The organism is Acidithiobacillus sp., from assembly GCF_027322205.1.
Lineage (GTDB): Bacteria > Pseudomonadota > Gammaproteobacteria > Acidithiobacillales > Acidithiobacillaceae > Acidithiobacillus.
Map to the genome: position 1 here is coordinate 1 of NZ_DAHVHY010000039.1, position 19,611 is coordinate 19,611.

Genomic DNA, 19,611 nt, shown 5'->3' on the forward strand with positions numbered 1-19,611 from the left:
CCGCCGCATCCTCAAGCCCGAAGTCATCGACTTCATTGCCAAGGCAGACCAGACCTACCAGCTCACCCAACGCGAGCGCATCGCCCTGGGGCTGCTGGCCCAGCACGACGCACTGACCGCCCGCGAACTCGCCGCCACACTGGAGCTGCCTTCTACCGAAGTGCTTCAACCTTGGCTCAAACGCCTGCTGGAATGGCACCTGGTGCAAAGCGCCGGCCGCACCCAGGCTACGCGCTATTTTGTTGATCCGGGCCTGCTGCGCAGCCTCAAGTTTACCGGGGAGACCACCCTCAAGCGCATCGAGCCGCATCGTTTGGCCGCGCTGGTGCTCGAAGACCTGCAGCGCTACCCCAAGTCCGCCATCAGCGACATCCATCGGCGCATCGGTGGCGAGATACACCCCAAACAAGTTAAACGCGCACTGGAAGAGTTGATCGGGCGTGGTGCCGTGCGTTTTGAAGGCAACAACCGCTGGCGGCGGTACTGGGCAGTTTCATGAACGGGCTATCGGACAACTTGCACCATATCGGCGATAGCTGGGCGATAGCGGTTGGGCGACACATCGGCGCAGGCCCAATGAATCAAAGAGTTGCATTGTCCTTGCGCCGGGCGTCATGGGCGATAGACGCGTATCGGGCGCAGGAGGAGCACGCATGACGCCGGAAACCAAGGCACGCCAGCAGATTGACCATAAGCTGGAACAGGCCGGCTGGGTCATCCAGGGCATGAAACAGCTCAATTTGGCGGCAGGCATGGGGGTGGCCGTGCGCGAATACCCCACCGACACCGGACCGGCCGACTACATGCTGTTCGTCAACCGCAATGCGGTGGGTGTAATCGAGGCCAAGAAGGACAGCACCAGGTCCCAGTAGCGCAGGCAGTTGTTCGGGTTGGGTACGGTGGCCTTCTTTCGGTATGGTGAAAGGCTGGTCGCTGCCTGCGGATTGCCGGAATGGCTCCGGAACGGCACAATACAAACAATACCCGCGCGGGCTAAGCCACGCGGGCGCCGTTTCCCGGCACGGATCAGCGGTGGGCTTTCCGTTGCCCTCACGTCCGGCCCGAGCCCAGCACAGGAGGCTCCATCTTGGATTTACGTAGCGAACTGGAAAAAATCGGTGAACGCGCCCGTAGCGCCCAGCGCCGGTTGCAAAGCGCGGACAGCGCCGCCAAAGACAGCGCCCTGCGCTCCATGGCGACATTCTTGCGCCGCGACGCCGACCATCTGCAACGCGCCAACCGCAAGGATTTACGCAGCGCCGAAGAAGCGGGTAAAGATGATGCTTTCATTGATCGCCTGCGTCTGGACGAAGCCCGTATCGAAGCCATGGCCAGGGGCCTCGAAGAAATTGCCGCCCTGCCCGACCCCGTGGGCGAGATCACCGACCTGCGTTACCGCCCCAGCGGCATCCAGGTAGGCCGTATGCGCGCGCCTCTGGGCGTGATCGCCATGATCTACGAATCGCGCCCCAACGTTACCGCCGATGCCGCTGGCCTCTGCGTCAAATCGGGTAACGCCGTCATCCTGCGTGGCGGTTCCGAGTCCCTACACAGCAATCTGGCCATCGCCGAGCGCCTGCGCGCTGCCCTCGGCAAGGCCAACCTGCCCCTGGATCTGGTGCAGTACGTCAACACCGCCGAGCGTGAGGCCGTGGGTATCCTGATCAGCATGGATCGCCATGTGGATGTGGTGATCCCCCGCGGTGGCAAGGGCCTTATCGCCCGCATCAAGGCCGAAGCCACCGTACCCGTGATCATGCATCTGGATGGCAACTGCCATGTATATGTGGACGCCGACGCCGATCCCCGCAAGGCGCTCAAAGTGGTCGTCAATTCCAAAACCCAGCGGCTTGGCACCTGCAACACGGCAGAGAGTCTGCTCATTCATCAGGAACGGATGGATGACCTGCTTGGCCCCATCGCCGCGGCCTTGCAGGAGAAGGGGATCGAGATTCGCGCCTGCGAACGCGGCCTACCCCGCATCCCCGGTGCCATCGCCGCCACCGCAGAGGACTACGCCACCGAGTACCTGGGACCGATCATTTCCGTCAAAGTGGTGGACGATCTCGACGCCGCGATGGAGCACATCAACCGTTACGGCTCCCAGCATACCGAGTCCATCATCACCGAAAATTACACCCACGCCCGCCGCTTTCTGCGCGAGGTGGATGCCAGTTCCGTCATGGTCAATGCCTCCACCCGCTTTGCCGATGGCTTTGAATACGGTCTGGGTGCAGAGATCGGCATCTCCACCAACCGCCTGCATGTACGCGGGCCGGTGGGACTGGAGGGCCTGACCCTGCAAAAATGGATCGTCCTGGGAGATGGCCATATCCGCTCCTGACGCGCCTTCGACGGCATTGCAGGTCTTATTGGCGGCGGTGGCCGATGGATTGCCCCATGCCTGGCCTGCCGACAATCCAGGCGGGCTTCAGTCTGCGCTGCTGGCGGAGGCCGCCGAATGGGGCTTCCCCCTCTATGCGCGGGATGGCAGTGTGCACCTGGAATATCCCGCCGCGTCGCTCTCCGCCCAGGAAATTGCCACCATCGGCGGCATCGACCCGGCGCATATCCACCTGCCGCTGTGCTGCGCCTCGACCAATACCGAAGTGTTGCAGGATACCAGCGTCGACGTCTGCCTGACCGAGAGCCAGTGGGCCGGGCGCGGGCGGCGCGGGCGCCAGTGGTCTTCCCCTTTTGGGCGCCATCTCTACCTGAGTTATGGCTGGACTCAGCACCGCCCGGTCAATGCGGCACTCACCATCGTTGCCGCCCTGTCGGTGTTCACCTTGCTGCAGGCGCGCCTGCCCGATCTCTGGGTCAAGTGGCCCAATGATCTTTGGGTAGGGGGGCGCAAGCTGGGGGGGATCCTGGTTGAGGCGCGTCCACGTGGCCACGGAGAGACCCGGCTGGTGGTCGGTTTGGGACTCAACATCCACGATGACCCCGCTCTACCCACCACCGCCGTGAGCCTCGCCGACCTCGACATCAGGGTCACCCGCAACACCCTCGCCGGTGCTGTTCTCCGCCAATGGCAGGGAGACTTCGCGCGCTTTGCGGCGGTGGGCCTCACGCCCTTCCTGCCGACATGGAAGGAGGCGGATCGCCTGACCCACCAACCCGTTCAGATCAGCGACGCGCAGGGCGTGCGTACGGCCCAGGTGCTGGGCCTCGGCCCGGACGGACGCCTGCAGATCTCTTACACGGATACCGATACGGCCTGGCTGAATGCCGGCGATGTCAGCCTGCGGCCCCAACATCCATGATCCTCATCGCCGTCGGTAATACCCGCACCCTGCTGGCACGCACCCAGGATGGCGTGCATTTTGACAGCACCAGCGTTGCCACTTCACTGCCACCTACGAAAATCCTGCAGCAGCCCGGTTTGACATGGCTCAACGCATTTAACCGGGAACCCGTTGCGCTGGGCGGCGTAGTACCTGCGGCGCTTGCCGCCTGGCGGGAAGTCTTATCCCCAGCAGAGGTTCGCGAACCCGACCCTGGCTTTTTCCGCCGCGCCGTGCCACACGACTACCATCCGCCGGAAAGCCTCGGCTTTGACCGCCGCTGCTGCCTGCTCGCCGCCGCCATGGACCGCTCCAAGCAAGACAGCATCGTCATCGACATGGGCACCGCCATCACGATCGACCTGCTGGCTGGCGGACATTTCCGGGGTGGACGTATCCTGCCAGGTATCACCATGAGCCTGCGCAGTCTGCATCAGGGTACGGCACTCCTCCCCGAAGTCGTCCTGAATATCCCGGCAGAAATGCTGGGCAATGACACCAGCAGCGCCATTCAAGCCGGGGTCATCCACCTCTTTACCGATGCCCTGCGCGGCGCTATTACCGACTATCGCCAGCACAGCCCCCAGGCACAGATCCTCATCACTGGCGGTGATGCCGAACGTTGGCAACCCGCCATCGCCGGCAGCTTCCACCAGCCCCATCTGCTCCTGCGCGGCTTTTATTTGTGGATGCAAGGTGGCGCCCCGCCCTAAGATCGAAACCGCGCAAAAATGGCCGCAACCCCTTGGCGCCAGCCCCGCCCCCATGTACGCTACCCCCATGGCCAAACCCTTCCAGCGTGTTCTGCTCATCAGTAAATACCGTGACCCTTCGGTCCTCCCCGGACTGCAAAGCCTGCGGGATTTTTTGCTGGGTCGAGGTCTGCCTACCTTTCTCGAAACCCAGTGTGCGGCAGATATCGGCGGAGACCTGGGACTGCCATTGCTCTCCTTCGCTGAAGTAAACGCCGATTGCGACCTCGTCATTGCCCTCGGCGGCGATGGCACCCTGCTGGGGACGGCGCGGCAGACCGCGCGCAGCGGCGTCCCCATCCTCGGCATCAATCAGGGACGTCTCGGTTTTCTCGCCGACTTGTCCATTGAGCAGATTGGCGAAGCCTTGCCGCCCATTCTGGAAGGCCATTATCAGCAAGACCTGCGCAGTGTCCTCCACGCTGAGCTCTGGCGCGGACAGGATCGCGCCTATTCTGGCCTCGCCATTAACGAAGTCTTCATCCACAAGGGCAGCGGCGAGAGCATGATCGAGTTGCGGGTGCAGATAGACGACCGCTTTGTTTACACCCAGCGCGCCGACGGACTCATCATCGCTACCCCCACAGGCTCCACCGCTTACGCCATGTCGGCGGGCGGCCCCATCCTCACCCCCACCCTCGCGGCGCTTCTCCTTGTCCCCATTTGTCCCCATACCCTCACCGCTCGGCCCCTGGTCGTCGCCGATACCGTAGAGATCCGGGTCCGCCTCACCGCCAGCCGTCAGCCTGCTGCCCTGAGTCTGGACAGCCATTGCAGCATTCCCCTGGAAATCAACGACGAAATCGTCATTCACCGCGCACCCTGCTTCGCCCGCTTCATCCATCCCGAAGAAGAAAATTTCTTCCAGATTCTGCGTAGCAAGCTGCACTGGGCCGAACCCCCCGGAGAAGACTGATGCTCCTTAATCTGCAAGTGCGCGACTTTGCTCTGATCGACACCATCAGCATCGATTTCGCAGCGGGGCTGACGGTGCTGACCGGCGAAACCGGCGCGGGCAAGTCCATTCTGGTGGATGCCATCGCCCTGCTCCTCGGCGACAAAGGCCATACCGAAGACATCCGCCATGGTGCCGAGCAGGCGGAAATCAGTGCCGAATACGGACTCAGTCCGGAGCACCCAGCACGCCAGTGGCTGCGCGAACAAGAAATCGAGGACGAAGACATCTGCCTCCTGCGCCGCATCATTCAGCGCAATGGTCGCAGCCGCGCCTTCATCAATGGTCGCAGTGTCACCAATGGCCAGCTCAAAGAATTCAGTGAAACCCTGGTCGAACTTCTCGGCCAGCATGCCCATCAGAACCTGCTTCAGCCGGAGCGCCAACTGTTTTTGCTGGATCGTTTCGCCGGGCTGGAGACCACCCTCAATACCGTTGCCGACCGCCACCGGCAATGGCGCCAAGCCGCCCAGCGCTACGCCGCATTACAGGAGCAGCAGGGCAAGCAACACGAGCAGGAAGACTGGCAGCGTTTCCTGCTCTCGGAGTTGGAAGCCGCCGGCTTGCAGGCCGATGAATGGGAAAACCTGCGCGCCGAGGAACAACGCCTCGGCGCCGTGGAAAAGCTCCGGGATAATGTCCTGGCCGCCCTCACCCGGCTGGATGGCGAAGATGCCGCCGCAGATCGCGCTATCGCCGAGGCGCAACGCCATGTGAGCACCGCCCGCGCCCACGATCCCCGCCTCGCGGACTGCGATGAATTGCTCAACTCGGCACTGATTCAGATCGAAGAAGCCATTACCAGACTGCGCGCCTACGTCACCGAACTGGAGGCCGACCCGGAGCGGCTGGAAAGCATCGCCCGGCGCCTGCAGGATCTGCAGGATCTGCAGCGCAAACACCACTGCGACATGGCCGGGCTGCTCGCCAAACTAACCTCTCTGCGCCAGGAATTGCTGGGCAGCGAAAATCTCGCCGCTGCGCGCGACACCGCCGAACACGAACTGGCCAAGGCGCGTACGGCCTACGTCGAGGACTGCGCAATCCTCAGCAACGCACGCCAGCAGCAACAGGATGCACTGGCCCAGGCCGTCGTCGCGCAAATCCAGCAACTGGGTATGCCCCATGCGACCATCGAGCTTCGCCTGTACAGCCATCCCGAAGCCGAAAAACAATGGCGCGATACCGGCTGGGATCAGGTAGAAATCTGGATTACCGCCAACCCCGGACATCCTGCCCAACCCCTGGCCAAAGTGGCCTCCGGTGGTGAACTGTCACGCATCGGCCTCGCGCTGCAGGTCATTCTCGCCGCGCCAGAACGCATTGATACCCTGATTTTCGACGAAGTGGATGTGGGCATCGGCGGCGCGGTCGCCGAACGGGTCGGTCGCCTGCTGCGCCGCCTCGGTGCGCGCCAGCAAGTCCTCTGTGTCACCCATCTGGCACAGGTGGCCGCCCAGGGACACCAGCACCTGCGGGCAGAAAAACAGGTCATCAACGGGCAGACCCTCAGCGAGGTTCGCACACTGAATGGCACTGAGCGCCAGCAGGAAATCGCCCGTATGCTGGGCGGCATTGAAATCAGCGACGCGGTGACTCAGGCGGCAGCCGTCTTACTGGCCAGCACCCAATCCTGAGGATGGACGACGGTCTGCTGGGGTCAACACAACGCCAAGTTGTTTTACTCATCAGAATATTCAGGCGTAGCCAACGACCTACACTAGGACTTGACGCTTGTGTCGCTTACACTCTGGCTGTGAAGGGATAGTCTGGGCACGCAAATGCGCGTCCAGTGCCGAGGACCCGGAGAACCGATGGCGGCCAATTTTATGGAAGGACACAGTACAGACCGCGAGTCAGCGGTCCCGACGCACGTAGAACATAACCGAGCCGACTCCATTCCGCGGCGGGTGTTGCTGGTCGCTTTGGCAATACTGCTACTGGTGGGCAGCGTGGTCTACGTCGCGGTTCGCTCTATTCACACTCTCGGCAACAGCAGTGACACCCTCATTCAGGTCGGGCTACCCCTGCAAAAACAACTTCTAAAGATTAAAAACACCCAGTATCAAGCGGAATTTTTTCGTCAGCTTGCCCAAATATTGCCGCAAGCCGGTTATGAAAAGACCTTCACCCAACTGGTGGCCAGCGAAGAGGGTGCTCTGCAAACACTACAACACGCCACCCGCAATCACCCCGCTCTCACGGTGGCCATGCAACAGTTGCAAAGCAGTCTGGCCACTTATGCGCAGACCGTTGGCAACAATGCCACCAAACAGACCAGCAAAGCCGCCGTCGAAGAAAAATTTCAGGCCGTACATCTGGCGATGGCGACACTTCTCGCCCGGCAAGGCGCTGCAGCCGCTGCGGCGCGGACTCGTGCCGTCCAGCTCCTCTATGCGCTGGTTTTCATCACCGCTTTACTCAGCATCCTCATCCCCGGGCGGGTAGCCACCGCCCTGACCCGTCCCCTCAAGGACTTTCGTCGTGCCGTGGAAGACATCGGCGCTGGCAAACTGACGAATGTCGCCAGTGAAGGCCCCCAGGAGCTCCGCGATCTCGCCCGCAGTATTGAAAGCATGCAGGCACGGCTGCGGGAAGAAGAACGGTTGCGACATGAATTTCTCAGCCAGGTGTCCCACGAGTTGATAACCCCGCTGGCCTCGGCACGCTCCGGCAGCGAGCTCCTGCTCAGTGAACGCATCGGTCCGCTGTTGCCGCGCCAGCACGAAGTGCTCGAAATCATCGTCCGCCAGGTCAAAGAGTTGTATGCCGCCATTCATGAAATGCTGGATATGCACGCCCTGCAAGCGCGCTCCCTGGATTTTTCACCACAGGATCTCCCTGTTGCCGAAGTGCTGATCGACCTGCAAAAACGCATGCAACCGCTGACCGATAAAAAAAATCAGATATTAGACTGTGACGGGGCGGAGCAACTCAGTGTCTATGCCGATCCCCAGAGACTGCGACAGGTTCTGACCAATCTGGTCAGCAATGCCCATAAATACAGTCCGGCGAACGGACGGATCGAGGTTCGTGCAACAGCGCAGCAGAAGGGTGTCCATTTTAGCGTCAGTGACAATGGTCCCGGCATTCCTGATGCCCTGCTGGAACGAGTCTTTGAACGTTTCTACCAGGTACCGGTCAGCAACAGCCTGCCGCGCGGCACGGGCCTGGGTCTGGCGATTACCCGCGAACTGGTGGGCGCCCAGGGCGGCTGGATCCGGATGCACAATCGCCCCAGCGGCGGTCTCTGCGCCGAAATCTGGTTGCCCGCTGCGCGCAACGCTGGAGCTATTTGATGCGCTGGATCACTCACTTCTTTCCGATCCTCGCCACGCTCGGCCTCGCCGCAGCGCTGAGTGCCTGCGCACTGGTCACGCCCCAGCCAGCCCCACCGCCCCCCCTGCCCGGTGCAACACGCAGCATACTGATCAGTGATCTCGCCCACTGTGGCTTGCCCACATCCGCCGCCTGCGCGCGCATCCATGTGGCGTTAGCCAATGGTTACTTGCGTAGCGGGCCGCTGAATAGCACGGCCTTGGGAAATGCGGCGAGAGAGTTGCGGCTGGCGGCCCAGAATGACAAAGTGGCTGTCGAGACAGTCCCCCTGCGTCGCATCGTCCACGCCCTGCAAGAGCACACCGCCACCAAGGACGCATGTGTAGCCGAACTCAGACTGGCTCAGGCACGATCCGCGACCGCACAAGCACAATCCGCTGCCGCACAAGCGCGCCTGAATCGCCTGGAAAACCTTCTCCACGACCATGCCGAAAAATCTCTTGACCACCACGTTCCCAAGCGGCCCTAAAATGCCCAAGCCCATCCCCACTATACTCACCGTTGACGACGATCCCGACTTTCTGCGCCTGCTCGGCCTCTGGCTGGAAAGTGAGGGATACCACGTCCTGGCCAGCAGTGATCCTGTACAAGGCATGCAGATTTTGCACACAGACAAGCCCGATCTGGTCATCACCGATCTGCGCATGCCGGGCATGGATGGGATGGCCGTGCTAGAGGCTGTGCAGGCGCTTGACCCTGATCTCCCCGTCATTCTGCTCACCGCCCATGGCAGCATCCCCAATGCGGTGGCGGCCATGCGTGCACAAGCGTTCGGATATCTCAGCAAGCCCTTCAGTAATGAAGAGCTGCAGGAGTTGACCAAGGCCGCGCTCGCGCAGCGCCACGCCGGGCAGGAAACCCGTAAGCTGCGAGCTGCATTGCGCGAACAAGCCGGACAAAGCATCCTCCACCGCAGTCCCGTCATGGCCGCGCTGGTGGATGAATTGGCGCGTATTGCCAGCTCGAAAGCCAGTGTTTTCCTTTCCGGGGAAAGTGGCTCCGGCAAGGAACGGGTCGCCCGCGCCATCCATGACGCCAGCCCGCGCAGTGACGGTCCATTCGTTGCGGTCAATTGTGGTGCCATTCCCGCCGAACTGGCGGAGAGCGAACTCTTCGGTCATGTCAAAGGCGCCTTCACCGGCGCCACTCAAGACCATGCCGGACTAATCCGCAGCGCCGACAACGGTACCCTCTTCCTCGATGAAATTGCCGATTTACCGCTTACCCTGCAGGTCAAATTGCTTCGCGTCCTTCAGGAAGGCAGCCTGCGTCCCGTCGGTGCAAAAACAGAGATGACGGTCGACCTGCGGGTCATCAGTGCTACCCATCAGGATATTCATGCGCTGACCGCCAGTGGTGCTTTCCGCGAGGACCTTTACTATCGCCTGCATGTAATCCCGCTGCGGGTCCCCAGCCTGAGTGAAAGGGCGGAGGATATTCTCCTGCTGGCCCAGTACTTCCTGGACCGGGAGAGTCAGCGCCTGAACCGGGATATTCTGGGCTTCAGTCCCGAAGCCCTCGACAAGTTGATGCAACGATCCTGGCCCGGCAATGTCCGGGAACTGGAGAATGCCGTCACCTTTGCCGCGGCGGTCACCGAAAAAGGCTGGGTCGCTGCCGACGCCATTCCCGACACCGGTCGCCAAGGCGGACAGAGTGCTTTTCCACCCCTGCAGGATGCCAAGGCTGCTTTTGAGCGCGCCTATCTGGAAAATCTGTTGCGCGCCACGGACGGCAACATCTCTCGTGCCGCACGCATAGCTGGCCGACATCGGACCGATCTTTACAAACTGATGCGCAAACACAGTCTGGCTCCGCAGCTTTTCAAGGGTCAGGAGGACCGGGATGAAGAATAGCGATGGGCCGGTGCTTTGCCCCCATCGCCGATCTTGCTATGCTTAACCCACTTTGACTCCGTCAACGGCCCGATGACACTACCCGTTCCCACCGCCCAGAAACCCCTCTTCCAGCGCATCCACCTGCGCCGCTGGTTCGCTCAGGGTTTGCTCATTTCGCTGCCCATCGGGCTGACGATTTACGTAGTGCTGTGGATTGGCGGCTGGCTGAACAACCTTTTTGAGACACCGATCAGGGCGCTTTTTGGCGTTGATATCCCCGGCCTGGGCTTGTTGCTGACGCTGATGACTATTCTTGGTGTCGGTTTTCTCGCTTCCCATGTCCTGACCGCCTGGATTTTTGAAAAACTGAACGCCGTACTTGAACGCATTCCCGTACTGCACAGCCTCTACAGCACGATTCAGGAAACGGTAGACCTGCTATTTGGTGGGACGGACCGTGGTTTCCGCAGCGCCGTACTGGTTCGCCAGGGTGGCGACATGGGCTATATCATCGGTCTGGTCACGCGCGACACCCTCAGCGAACTGCCCCGCCTGCCCGAGGATTGCATCGCGGTGTTTATCCCCATGAGCTATGGCGTCGGCGGCTTCACCTGCCTCGTGCCCCGCGACAAAGTCATCCCCCTGCCCGATCTCACCCCGCAACAGGCTCTGCGCTTCGCTATGGCGGGCGGAGTGGGGGGAGGGAAAGCCATCCGTGATAAGCTGGGTGCCACTACTGAATCAACCAGACAGACAGCGACCAGTCATCCTGAACCGGACCAATGATGGCCCGGTTCAGTGGGCGCTTTGCGGCAAACCCGCAGTCTTCGTTACACTCTTGCCACAGCACAAGGAGATGAAGTATGGCTGAAGTACGTAAAGCGGTCTTCCCCGTGGCCGGGCTGGGTACTCGTTTTCTCCCGGCCACCAAGGCCAATGCCAAGGAAATGATGCCGGTAGTGGACAAGCCACTCATTCAGTATGCTGTAGAGGAGGCGATCGCCGCAGGCTGTGATCAACTCATTTTTATCAGCGGGCGCGGCAAGCGTGCTATCGCAGATCACTTCGACGTTTCTTACGAACTGGAAATTGAGTTGGAAAAACGTGGCAAGACGGCTTTGCTGGAGCAAGTGCGGAACATCCTGCCCAGCCATGTCAGCACCATTTTTCTACGCCAGCCCTACCCCCTTGGACTCGGGCATGCCGTGCTGATGGCGCGCCCAGTGGTTGGTGACGAACCCTTTGCGGTTTTATTGGCAGACGATCTCATGCTGAGTGAGCCACCCGTGCTCGCGCAAATGGTAGAACAGTACCACCGCTATCAAGCAGGCATCCTCGGCGTTGAAGAAATTCAACGGGAGCATTCCACCCGCTACGGCGTAGTTGATGCACGGCCCTGGGATGATCGTATTTATCAGATTAGCGGCATCGTCGAAAAGCCCAAGCCAGAGGATGCGCCCTCTAATCTGGGTGTGGTTGGACGCTACATCCTCCCCGCGCGGGTGTTTCACTTTCTGGAACAGACTCAGCAAGGTGCGGGTGGTGAGATTCAACTGACAGATGCCATCGCCCACCTGTTGAATGAGCGGCAGGTGCTGGCCTATCGCTTTTCCGGGCAGCGCTTTGATTGTGGCGACAAGCTTGGCTACTTAAAAGCAACCATCGCCTTTGGCAAGTTACACCCTGAGGTAGGTGCCGATTTCACCCAGTATATGGACAGCCTTTGCGAACACCAGGCCCCGGTTGAGACCGTTCTGTGACCCCCTTCATTCTCTCCGAAAGGGGCGCTATTATCGCCCACTTCTCCGAGGAGCGCAGGCATCCATGATCATCATTGACGGCGTTACCGAAAGCGGTGGTAAATTCCGCCCCTCCGCCTGGGCGGAGATGCTCATTGAAGGGGTTGGACTGGCCCATTTCGGCGCGGATCATAAAATTCATTACCTGCCCCTCATTGAACCCGCCACCATCAATGGCAACGCCGCCATTATCATAGACGAAAGCCTTGAGGAGATTCGCCCGGAGGCCTTTGCCGAAATCATGCGCTTCGCCGCCGAAAACCGCCTGCAGGTGCGGCATGAAGAAGGCAGTATCGCCGATCGCCGGACACCGCAGCCCGCCCGGCGCCGCCACCCGATCCAGCGTCGGCATTCCTGATGGCAGAACGTCCGTCCGCCTCCGCCCGTCTGCGTTTTGCCTGGATACTCGGCATCGTCATTATTGTCTATGGCGCCCTTGCCATCGTTCTGAGCGTCCACGTCATTGACCAGCAAAGCGGCGCGCGTACGGATCTCTATGTCACCTTGCAGGCTCTGGATCAACTGCACCAGGAAGCGCTCTCACAAGCAACTACCGACCAGGAACGCCAAGCCATAGAAGCCGCCTGGCACAACGAGCGCGCCTTCGCCGCCGCATCTCCGCTGCAAGCCCGGCACATAGTACAGACGCTGATCTCCCGCCTGAATCAGGAATATCCCACCAACGCCTGTGGCCGCAGAGGTCCCTCTTTCGTCGCCGCCAGCGCGCTTCCCGCCCGGCATCCCTGTATGGTCGCCATAGGCATCAGAAAAGGCCATGTCGTTGATGCCACGGGCTACGACACGCAAGGCATCGCCATGGACAACTTTTATGAATACCTTTATGCCCCCGTCGGGCGCTCGGGCTAAGGGCACAACGCCGCCCCCATCCTGCGTGCGCCTGGGTCCACCATAGTTACCGGGATTGGTTGAATGTGCAGTATGCAGTCACATGGCCATCGCTTGCGCGCTGAAATAGGGCCTCACGATCAGATGTCACGGACCTTGGCATGGTCTGGCTTGGAAGATCAACTCAACTACTGAACAGTCTGATCCGGCCGTTGGGACGCACGGTGACGCGCTGATTTGTTGCATGTAACAAATCATCTGGGTATACTGCTCCGAGTCACTCAAGAGAGGATTTCATGATGACCACCCACGTGAATGAGCGCGTCCAAAAGTGCCGCGATACTCTGCGCAGAGCTGGCCTCCGTCCAGTTCAAATCTGGGTGCCAGACACACGCCGCCCCGGATTTGCGGAAGAGTGCCATCGCCAATCCCGATTAGCTGCCCAGGCAGATAGGGCGGATACAGATTTGATGGAGTTTCTGGATGACGCACTGGATGATCTGGACGAGTGAACGACGCGCGGCGCGGTGATTTGTTGACGGTGGCTATACGGGGTGACTTCGGGAAACCGAGACCGGCGCTGGTGGTGCAGTCTGATCAGTTTAGCGAGCAGGCGACCGTCACCGTGTTACTACTGTCGGGAACGCTGGTGGATGCGCCATTGTTCCGGATAACAGTACATCCTGACGGGACCAATGGATTACAAAAGACTTCACAGATCATGGTCGATAAGGCAATGACGGTAAAGCGCGATAAGTTGGGCCCCGTATTTGGTTCCGTTAGTGAGCAGGTGATAATAGAGGTGAGTCGTTGCCTAGCTGTGTTTTTAGGTATCGCAAAGTAGCCGTTTGCTCTGAACCGGGCGAATTTTCATTTGTGCCGGTTCTGCCTGGATCTGCGCTGGTTCCGGCGCTCCGAAGTCCTCATGGTTATAGGCATACACCGATTCCCATCCGAGCTGCTGCTCCAGGTAATCGGCGGCGGTCTGCTGGACGAGGGTATCTTCGGTGTAGCTCATGCATCCCCTTTCGTGTCGGGGCCCACGGCCAACAGGTTCATCACCAGACGCACCATCAGATCCTTGGCCTTCGGGTCGCTCTCGGCGATCAGCAGCGTCAGCGCCGTCAGGCCGTTTTCATCCAGGGTCAGGCGCATGCCTTCCTGACGCAGGTATAACAGAAACAGAAAGGCCCCGGAGCGCTTGTTTCCGTCTGAAAACGGGTGATTCTTGATCACGAAATAGAGCAAATGGGCGGCACGCTCCTCGCGGGTTTGGTACAGCGGGTCGCCAAACATGGTCTGCTCGATATTGCCGAGGATGGCCGCCAGCCCCTCGCCCCGGTCACGGGCAAACAGTTCGCTGGCCTCGCCACGGCTTTTTAATTCATCGGCCAGCGCATCCAGCGCCCAGCGCGCCTTCTCAAAATCCAAGACCCCACGAGCAGGCTGCGCACCGACGGGTACACCGAGCTTGTCCTCGTCGTAGTCCAGCAACAGGCGCCAGGTTTTGGCATAGCCTAGAATCAGGCCGACCACTTCGCGGCCGATGTCAGTCACCAATTCCTGCCGGGTCAAGGTCTTGCTCAACAGGTCCACCGCCTGCTCCAACTCGACCAGTCCCCGCTGGGCCAGCCGATATTCATTTATGCTGAATCCTTGGGTCAGATGCTCGCGCAGCACTCGCGTGGCCCACTGACGAAAGCGGGTGGCTTGGCTGGAGTTCACCCGGTAGCCGACCGAGATGATGGCGTCCAGGTTGTAGTGTTTGAGCTGGCGCGTGACCCGTCTGACCCCTTCCTGACGAACTACCGAGAAATCCTCGGCAGTTGCTGTTTCATCCAACTCATTATCTTTATAGATATTTTTTAAGTGAAGACTGATATTGTCCGCAGAAGTGGCAAATAACTCCGCCATCTGACTCTGGGTAATCCAAAGGGTTTCCCCCTCAAGTCGTACCTCCACCTGCCGCGTGTCCGCCTCAAAGATGATCATGTCACTCATGCAGCCTCCCCCTATGCCGCCCTCCCATAAAACCACATGGCCCAAAGTGCTCGCTGTTGCGGGCATAAACCGGCTACCGACCGAGTTTTTGCTGAAGCCAACGGCAGGGACTTTACGAGCAATATTCTGATGCAATGGTCAAGCGACGTGGATCTCCTCCCGGAGGATACGCCGCAGTTTTTCTTCCGTTACGGGTGCCGCTTCCGGGCGCATGGCGGCGGCCAAGGCCTCATTCATGAGGGTCTGGTACCCTTTTCCTTCTTGCTCCGCACGCTCGCGGAACGCCTGCAGCACCTCGACATCGACATACATCGTGATGCGCACCTTGCCGGGCTTGGTCTGAGCCTGCAGTTGTGCCAAGGCCGGTATATCCTGGGCTGGTTTCGCTTCCTTGAAATCGTATTCTTTACGCATAGCTTTTCACCTCTTTCTTGGTAGCACGGCGCGCAGAGATGATCAGCACCAAGACGAGCGGACCAGCAAGACCACCGTCTCTTCTCGCCGGCTGACGGCATGCTTTTGGAGGTTAATGGCCCCCTTGTGCGGATCGAAGTCGATGTCCATAGGTTATTGTATGCATATTATGCACACTATAGAAGTGCAGAGATGCGACTGATGAGGCCTCAGGAAAAGGGCAAGGCTATGTCACTCATGTGTTCATTAGACCCGCGGCTCGGGGAGACTCAGTCAATACAGCCAATAAAATCTACCTACTGCGCACTTCTTGTGCAATGCACCATAATGATGCCCAATTATGGAGCATTGCGTGCAGGACGGATAAATTCCAAAGACATAATAATTTGTTTTTATTGTATTTTTAGATATCACCAAATGGCACGCATATTGCTACATATAGGTACATGTATCAGATATGGAACCACTGACAATGACATCACAGGAACAAGTGCACTCACCCATCATTTCCATGCATCCGCTTTACTCGCAATTAAAAGAGCAAATTCGATCGAGCATACTTGACGGAACCTATGCTCCAAACACTCAGATGCCTTCAGAGAGCGAAATGATGAGAGCATTCAACGTAAGTAGATCAACAGTACGACTAGCACTAAGGTGTCTGCAATCAGAAGGACTGATATTTAAAGTTCCTGGAAAAGGCTCATTCGTATCTCGGCCAAAGGCAACTCAAGAACTAATTTCGTTGCAGGGTTTTGGTGAAGCAATGATAACAAATGGCCATGAAACATTCTCAACGCTGCTTGGTTACAGTGAACGAGTAGATAACAAATTGGCAAGCTCTAAATTAAGGATAGGGTGCAGCGACATTATGGAAATCCGCCGGTTACGCTACCTAGACCGGGTACCCATCTCCGTTGATATTACGTATGTACCGTCCAGCATCGGTAGAAGGTTGATACTCGAAGATCTCGCGACTGAAGATATTTTTGTTATCGTAGAGAATAAGTATGCAATAAAACTAGGCCATGCAGAAGTACAATTAGAAGCGGTACTCTCAGACGATGCTCTTTCCAGTCTCCTGAAAATTGAAGAAGGTTCGCCAATATTAAGAATGGAACGGCTTACTTATTCGGCGGATGGATCTCCGATAGATTATGAGCACTTATATTACCGCGGTGATATGCTTAAATATAAGACAGGCCTAAAACGTAACTAGTAAGGACGGAGAATATGGACATGCAATATTCAGAACTCGAGGTTGATATAGTTGTTGTCGGCGGTGGAACTGCCGGACCAATGGCTGCAATTAGAGCCAAGGAGGAGAATCCACATTTAAATGTCATGCTAATTGAAAAAGCCAATGTTAAGCGCAGCGGGGCCATATCCATGGGTATGGATGGTCTAAATAATGCAGTTATTCCAGGCCATGCCACTCCTGAGCAATATGTGAGAGAAATTACTATAGCCAATGATGGAATTGTGAATCAGAAGGCAATACTAGCATATGCAGAAAACAGCTTTCAGATGATTCAGCGACTCGATAAATGGGGGGTAAAGTTTGAAAAAGACGAGACTGGAGAGTTTGCAGTAAAAAAAGTGCATCATCTCGGCAATTATGTGCTTCCGATGCCAGAAGGACATAATGTAAAAAAAATCCTATATCGACTACTTAGGAAACATAGAGTTGAAGTCACGAATCGATATAAAGTAACTCGCATTACCGTAGGGGCTGAACATAGGGTTTCGGGAGTCGTGGCGGTCGACACAAGAACAGCGGAAATCGCTCACATTAAAGCTAAAGCAGTTATCATTTGTACAGGTGCTGCCGGACGCCTTGGCCTTCCTTCTTCTGGTTATCTTTTCGGAACATATGAAAATCCCACTAATGCAGGTGACGGCTACGCCATGGCATTTCATGCCGGCGCAGAACTATCGGGCATTGAGTGCTTTCAAATTAATCCATTGATTAAGGATTACAATGGCCCGGCTTGCGCATATGTAACCGGACCAATGGGTGGTTATACCGCCAATGCCCAAGGCGAGCGATTTATAGAATGTGACTACTGGAGCGGCCAAATGATGCTCGAGTTTTTTAAAGAGCTAGAAGGGGGAAACGGCCCAGTTTTTCTAAAAGTAAACCATTTGGCAGAAGAAACCATTTCGACAATAGAAAATATTTTACACACCAATGAACGTCCAAGCCGAGGCCGTTTTCACGCGGGCAGAGGAACCGATTACCGACAGGATATGATTGAAATGCATATTTCTGAAATTGGTCTGTGCAGTGGCCATAGCGCATCAGGTATATGGGTCAATGAACGAGCTGAGACATCCATTCCCGGACTTTATGCCGCTGGGGATGTTGCGTGCGTACCTCATAACTACATGTTAGGGGCTTTTGTGTACGGCGAAATCGCAGGGCTAGAGGCTGTAAAGTATTGTGTAAACATGGATCAGGATATTGCCGACAGCGATTACATAATACAAGAATGTGAAAGAATACTCAGACCATTAAAACGAACAGAAGGCATTACACCTTATCAGATGGAATATAAGATAAGAAGAATAGTTAACGATTATCTTCAGCCTCCTAAAGTGGCAAATAAAATGGAGATTGGGCTACGGCGTTTTTCAGAAATTCGTCATGATTTAGATAATCTCTGGGCAGACTGCCCACATAACCTTCTAAGGGCTTTGGAAGTCCATGACATTCTCGATTGTGCAGAAATGGCAGCGGTGTCATCTCTGTACAGGACTGAAAGCCGATGGGGTTTGTATCATTATCGGGTCGATTATCCACAAAAGGATGCTTGTTGGGATTGCCATGTTCAGCTATATAGGAATACTGAGGGGAAAATGGCATGCAAAAAAATGCCTTTGGAACCATATATATTTGAACCAAACCCCAACGAGGTGCGAGCCTATGAACAATTACGTATTGTAACAAAAGAGATGGTTTAAATCATTACTGGGGGTACTATAATGGCTACAGCGTCAATGTCTGTAAAAGTCCCGGTGTCCGTCGATGCTGATAAATGCATTGCGTCCAAAGGGTGTAAAGTATGTGTTGATGTATGTCCTCTTGATGTTCTTGTTATTGATATGAAGAATGGTGTCGCTCTCATGCAGTATGATGAATGTTGGTATTGTACGCCTTGTGAAGTGGATTGCCCAACTCATGCATTGACAGTTGAAATCCCGTACCTTGTCAAGTAAATCAGCATATTAAAGTGGGGAACTTATGTCAAATGACAGCAGTGGCTTGAATACAGATCCAGATGTGAGGCGTTTGGTTATACTTAACGCAATTGAATCAGACAAGGAAACTGCTATTGAACTGATTCTCAGTGGTTTTCAGGATTCATGCAGCACAGTAAGAGAGGAAGCCGCAAGGGCGATTGCAGACTTTCCTGGAGTGTACATGTTAGAGCCCTTACTTAGGCTTCTTCTGGATAAGGATGAACATGTAAGGAGAGCAGCCGCAGAGACTTTGTCTGAGTGCAATGTAGCTGAGCTGGGTGACATATATGAGTCGTGGCTGGAGTGTAACGATGATTTTGTAAGGTCTGCTGTATTCAAAGCCCTTAGGCCGCTACGCCTTCCCAATGTCGCTAACCATGCTTTGAAAGGCTTGAGCGACTCTTCACGAGATGTTCGTTTAGAGTGCGTCGGTGTGCTTGGTTACCTGCAAAACCAGGAATATAGCCACTGTTTATCCGAAGTGGCTGTAAACGACGTTGATCCAGAAGTTAGGCGTGTTGCTGTCGGTGCAATAGGATATTCATCGACACCCGACACTTTGGCCGCTGCCCTTCAATGCTTGCAGGACATTGAGTGGCAGGTCAGGGCAGAAGCTGCAGCAACGATAGCGAAACTTGGGGCTGCTGGTACCTGTGATCAGGTGGTCAAGCTACTGACATCTGAGGCGCAGTGGCAGGTTATTTCTAAGATTTTGGTGGCAATTGGGAAAATACAATGTTTCGATGCTGTATATGACGTAATAACCATGCTGAGGCACCCTATGAGCAACGTTCGAAAAGAAGCCGCAATGTGTCTAGGCGAAATCGGGAATCCCGTTGCAATCGAAAGTCTGCGCGAAGCCATTTTCGATAGAGATCCTGATGTTAAGAAAATTGCTGCTTGGGCAATCGCCAAACTTCAGAGTATATAGGAGTATTGTTCATGGCATTCGTGGTTACGGATAATTGTATAAATTGTAAGTATATGGATTGCATTGATGTTTGCCCCGTTGATTGTTTTCACGAAGGACCTAATTTTGTCGTTATTGACCCGAATGAATGCATAGACTGTACATTATGTGAGCCTGAATGTCCAGCTAGTGCAATTTATAAGGATACTGATGTGCCATATGAATTA

General features: G+C 56.7%; 24 protein-coding genes. 21 read left to right on the top strand and 3 right to left on the bottom strand.

All coding sequences use genetic code 11. From position 1 onward, the window contains the following. The 16 genes from M7F93_RS07335 to M7F93_RS07410 all read left to right on the top strand — a co-directional run. On the top strand, window positions 1–499 hold a 499-nt coding region (locus tag M7F93_RS07335), incomplete at its 5' end, for a hypothetical protein (protein ID WP_463670963.1). A gap of 154 nt (window positions 500–653) precedes the next feature. Then, on the top strand, window positions 654–872 hold the full coding sequence (locus M7F93_RS07340; RefSeq protein ID WP_298171384.1) for a hypothetical protein: 219 nt from the start codon (window positions 654–656) through the stop codon (window positions 870–872). Window positions 873–1,087: 215 nt separating this feature from the next. Continuing rightward, window positions 1,088–2,344, top strand: coding sequence for a glutamate-5-semialdehyde dehydrogenase (locus M7F93_RS07345; RefSeq protein ID WP_298171386.1), 1,257 nt, complete (start codon window positions 1,088–1,090; stop codon window positions 2,342–2,344). Next, a complete protein-coding gene (locus tag M7F93_RS07350) occupies window positions 2,325–3,266 on the top strand; it encodes a biotin--[acetyl-CoA-carboxylase] ligase (protein WP_298171388.1) in 942 nt (313 codons plus the stop codon). The genes M7F93_RS07345 and M7F93_RS07350 overlap by 20 nt, the downstream gene beginning before the upstream one ends. Next, complete coding sequence (locus M7F93_RS07355) at window positions 3,263–4,000, top strand: type III pantothenate kinase (protein WP_298171390.1); 738 nt, start codon at window positions 3,263–3,265, stop codon at window positions 3,998–4,000. The genes M7F93_RS07350 and M7F93_RS07355 overlap by 4 nt, the downstream gene beginning before the upstream one ends. Then, complete coding sequence (locus tag M7F93_RS07360) at window positions 3,984–4,955, top strand: NAD(+)/NADH kinase (protein ID WP_298171392.1); 972 nt, start codon at window positions 3,984–3,986, stop codon at window positions 4,953–4,955. Before M7F93_RS07355 ends, M7F93_RS07360 begins: the two co-directional genes overlap by 17 nt. Further along, window positions 4,955–6,631 (top strand): DNA repair protein RecN, encoded by a 1,677-nt coding sequence (gene recN / locus M7F93_RS07365; RefSeq protein ID WP_298171395.1) that lies wholly within the window; start codon window positions 4,955–4,957, stop codon window positions 6,629–6,631. The genes M7F93_RS07360 and recN overlap by 1 nt, the downstream gene beginning before the upstream one ends. Before the next feature lie 177 nt (window positions 6,632–6,808). Then, on the top strand, window positions 6,809–8,293 hold the full coding sequence (locus M7F93_RS07370; protein ID WP_298171398.1) for a HAMP domain-containing sensor histidine kinase: 1,485 nt from the start codon (window positions 6,809–6,811) through the stop codon (window positions 8,291–8,293). Continuing rightward, window positions 8,293–8,802: a hypothetical protein gene (locus M7F93_RS07375; RefSeq protein ID WP_298171400.1), complete on the top strand. Its 510-nt coding sequence runs from the start codon at window positions 8,293–8,295 to the stop codon at window positions 8,800–8,802. The genes M7F93_RS07370 and M7F93_RS07375 overlap by 1 nt, the downstream gene beginning before the upstream one ends. Window position 8,803: 1 nt before the next feature. Then, a complete protein-coding gene (locus M7F93_RS07380) occupies window positions 8,804–10,189 on the top strand; it encodes a sigma-54-dependent transcriptional regulator (protein WP_298171402.1) in 1,386 nt (461 codons plus the stop codon). A gap of 72 nt (window positions 10,190–10,261) precedes the next feature. After that, window positions 10,262–10,957: a DUF502 domain-containing protein gene (locus tag M7F93_RS07385; RefSeq protein WP_298171403.1), complete on the top strand. Its 696-nt coding sequence runs from the start codon at window positions 10,262–10,264 to the stop codon at window positions 10,955–10,957. A gap of 77 nt (window positions 10,958–11,034) precedes the next feature. Then, window positions 11,035–11,931: a UTP--glucose-1-phosphate uridylyltransferase GalU gene (galU, locus tag M7F93_RS07390; protein WP_298171404.1), complete on the top strand. Its 897-nt coding sequence runs from the start codon at window positions 11,035–11,037 to the stop codon at window positions 11,929–11,931. 64 nt (window positions 11,932–11,995) lie between these two features. Beyond that, a complete protein-coding gene (locus M7F93_RS07395; protein ID WP_298171406.1) occupies window positions 11,996–12,328 on the top strand; it encodes a DUF3579 domain-containing protein in 333 nt (110 codons plus the stop codon). After that, entirely contained in the window at window positions 12,328–12,837 is a 510-nt protein-coding gene (locus M7F93_RS07400) for a peptidase associated/transthyretin-like domain-containing protein (protein WP_298171408.1), read from the top strand. The genes M7F93_RS07395 and M7F93_RS07400 overlap by 1 nt, the downstream gene beginning before the upstream one ends. 278 nt (window positions 12,838–13,115) lie before the next feature. Beyond that, the gene (locus M7F93_RS07405) at window positions 13,116–13,328 is read left to right on the top strand and encodes an antitoxin MazE family protein (protein WP_298171426.1); all 213 of its coding nucleotides are present in this window, start codon (window positions 13,116–13,118) and stop codon (window positions 13,326–13,328) included. Beyond that, window positions 13,325–13,660 carry a type II toxin-antitoxin system PemK/MazF family toxin gene (locus M7F93_RS07410; protein ID WP_298171409.1) on the top strand — a complete coding sequence of 112 codons (336 nt, stop codon included), beginning with the start codon at window positions 13,325–13,327 and terminating at the stop codon, window positions 13,658–13,660. The genes M7F93_RS07405 and M7F93_RS07410 overlap by 4 nt, the downstream gene beginning before the upstream one ends. Here M7F93_RS07410 and M7F93_RS07415 read toward each other — a convergent pair. From M7F93_RS07415 to M7F93_RS07425, 3 genes are all read right to left on the bottom strand, one after another. Continuing rightward, window positions 13,643–13,834 carry a hypothetical protein gene (locus M7F93_RS07415; protein ID WP_298171411.1) on the bottom strand — a complete coding sequence of 64 codons (192 nt, stop codon included), beginning with the start codon at window positions 13,832–13,834 and terminating at the stop codon, window positions 13,643–13,645. The two genes, M7F93_RS07410 and M7F93_RS07415, sit on opposite strands and share 18 nt — an antisense overlap. Then, a complete protein-coding gene (gene rhuM / locus M7F93_RS07420; RefSeq protein WP_298171413.1) occupies window positions 13,831–14,817 on the bottom strand; it encodes a RhuM family protein in 987 nt (328 codons plus the stop codon). The genes M7F93_RS07415 and rhuM overlap by 4 nt, the downstream gene beginning before the upstream one ends. 138 nt (window positions 14,818–14,955) lie before the next feature. Further along, window positions 14,956–15,231: a BrnA antitoxin family protein gene (locus tag M7F93_RS07425; RefSeq protein ID WP_298171415.1), complete on the bottom strand. Its 276-nt coding sequence runs from the start codon at window positions 15,229–15,231 to the stop codon at window positions 14,956–14,958. A 472-nt stretch (window positions 15,232–15,703) separates the two neighbouring features. On the opposite strand from M7F93_RS07425, the gene M7F93_RS07430 reads away from it, so the two are divergent. The 5 genes from M7F93_RS07430 to M7F93_RS07445 form a co-directional block, all read left to right on the top strand. Then, window positions 15,704–16,450 carry a GntR family transcriptional regulator gene (locus M7F93_RS07430; RefSeq protein WP_298171417.1) on the top strand — a complete coding sequence of 249 codons (747 nt, stop codon included), beginning with the start codon at window positions 15,704–15,706 and terminating at the stop codon, window positions 16,448–16,450. A 20-nt stretch (window positions 16,451–16,470) separates the two neighbouring features. Continuing rightward, entirely contained in the window at window positions 16,471–18,195 is a 1,725-nt protein-coding gene (locus tag M7F93_RS07435; protein WP_298171419.1) for a fumarate reductase/succinate dehydrogenase flavoprotein subunit, read from the top strand. Between the two features lie 36 nt (window positions 18,196–18,231). Then, window positions 18,232–18,450: a 4Fe-4S dicluster domain-containing protein gene (locus M7F93_RS11955; protein WP_366144727.1), complete on the top strand. Its 219-nt coding sequence runs from the start codon at window positions 18,232–18,234 to the stop codon at window positions 18,448–18,450. A 25-nt stretch (window positions 18,451–18,475) separates the two neighbouring features. Then, window positions 18,476–19,405 carry a HEAT repeat domain-containing protein gene (locus tag M7F93_RS07440; RefSeq protein WP_298171422.1) on the top strand — a complete coding sequence of 310 codons (930 nt, stop codon included), beginning with the start codon at window positions 18,476–18,478 and terminating at the stop codon, window positions 19,403–19,405. 11 nt (window positions 19,406–19,416) lie between these two features. Then, the coding region (locus M7F93_RS07445; protein WP_298171424.1) for an indolepyruvate ferredoxin oxidoreductase subunit alpha at window positions 19,417–19,611 on the top strand (195 nt) is incomplete at its 3' end.

Excerpts from the sequence above, each read along its gene's own strand:
- M7F93_RS07380 (WP_298171402.1), top strand. The coding sequence starts at position 8,804 with ATGCCCAAGCCCATCCCCACTATACTCACCGTTGACGACGATCCCGAC.
- rhuM (WP_298171413.1), bottom strand. The coding sequence starts at position 14,817 with ATGAGTGACATGATCATCTTTGAGGCGGACACGCGGCAGGTGGAGGTA.
- M7F93_RS07405 (WP_298171426.1), top strand. The coding sequence starts at position 13,116 with ATGACCACCCACGTGAATGAGCGCGTCCAAAAGTGCCGCGATACTCTG.
- M7F93_RS07350 (WP_298171388.1), top strand. The coding sequence starts at position 2,325 with ATGGCCATATCCGCTCCTGACGCGCCTTCGACGGCATTGCAGGTCTTA.
- galU (WP_298171404.1), top strand. The coding sequence starts at position 11,035 with ATGGCTGAAGTACGTAAAGCGGTCTTCCCCGTGGCCGGGCTGGGTACT.
- M7F93_RS07400 (WP_298171408.1), top strand. The coding sequence starts at position 12,328 with ATGGCAGAACGTCCGTCCGCCTCCGCCCGTCTGCGTTTTGCCTGGATA.
- M7F93_RS07385 (WP_298171403.1), top strand. The coding sequence starts at position 10,262 with ATGACACTACCCGTTCCCACCGCCCAGAAACCCCTCTTCCAGCGCATC.
- M7F93_RS07340 (WP_298171384.1), top strand. The coding sequence starts at position 654 with ATGACGCCGGAAACCAAGGCACGCCAGCAGATTGACCATAAGCTGGAA.
- M7F93_RS07395 (WP_298171406.1), top strand. The coding sequence starts at position 11,996 with ATGATCATCATTGACGGCGTTACCGAAAGCGGTGGTAAATTCCGCCCC.
- M7F93_RS07440 (WP_298171422.1), top strand. The coding sequence starts at position 18,476 with ATGTCAAATGACAGCAGTGGCTTGAATACAGATCCAGATGTGAGGCGT.
- M7F93_RS07415 (WP_298171411.1), bottom strand. The coding sequence starts at position 13,834 with ATGAGCTACACCGAAGATACCCTCGTCCAGCAGACCGCCGCCGATTAC.
- M7F93_RS07375 (WP_298171400.1), top strand. The coding sequence starts at position 8,293 with ATGCGCTGGATCACTCACTTCTTTCCGATCCTCGCCACGCTCGGCCTC.
- M7F93_RS07370 (WP_298171398.1), top strand. The coding sequence starts at position 6,809 with ATGGCGGCCAATTTTATGGAAGGACACAGTACAGACCGCGAGTCAGCG.
- M7F93_RS11955 (WP_366144727.1), top strand. The coding sequence starts at position 18,232 with ATGTCTGTAAAAGTCCCGGTGTCCGTCGATGCTGATAAATGCATTGCG.
- recN (WP_298171395.1), top strand. The coding sequence starts at position 4,955 with ATGCTCCTTAATCTGCAAGTGCGCGACTTTGCTCTGATCGACACCATC.
- M7F93_RS07355 (WP_298171390.1), top strand. The coding sequence starts at position 3,263 with ATGATCCTCATCGCCGTCGGTAATACCCGCACCCTGCTGGCACGCACC.
- M7F93_RS07425 (WP_298171415.1), bottom strand. The coding sequence starts at position 15,231 with ATGCGTAAAGAATACGATTTCAAGGAAGCGAAACCAGCCCAGGATATA.
- M7F93_RS07435 (WP_298171419.1), top strand. The coding sequence starts at position 16,471 with ATGCAATATTCAGAACTCGAGGTTGATATAGTTGTTGTCGGCGGTGGA.
- M7F93_RS07430 (WP_298171417.1), top strand. The coding sequence starts at position 15,704 with ATGACATCACAGGAACAAGTGCACTCACCCATCATTTCCATGCATCCG.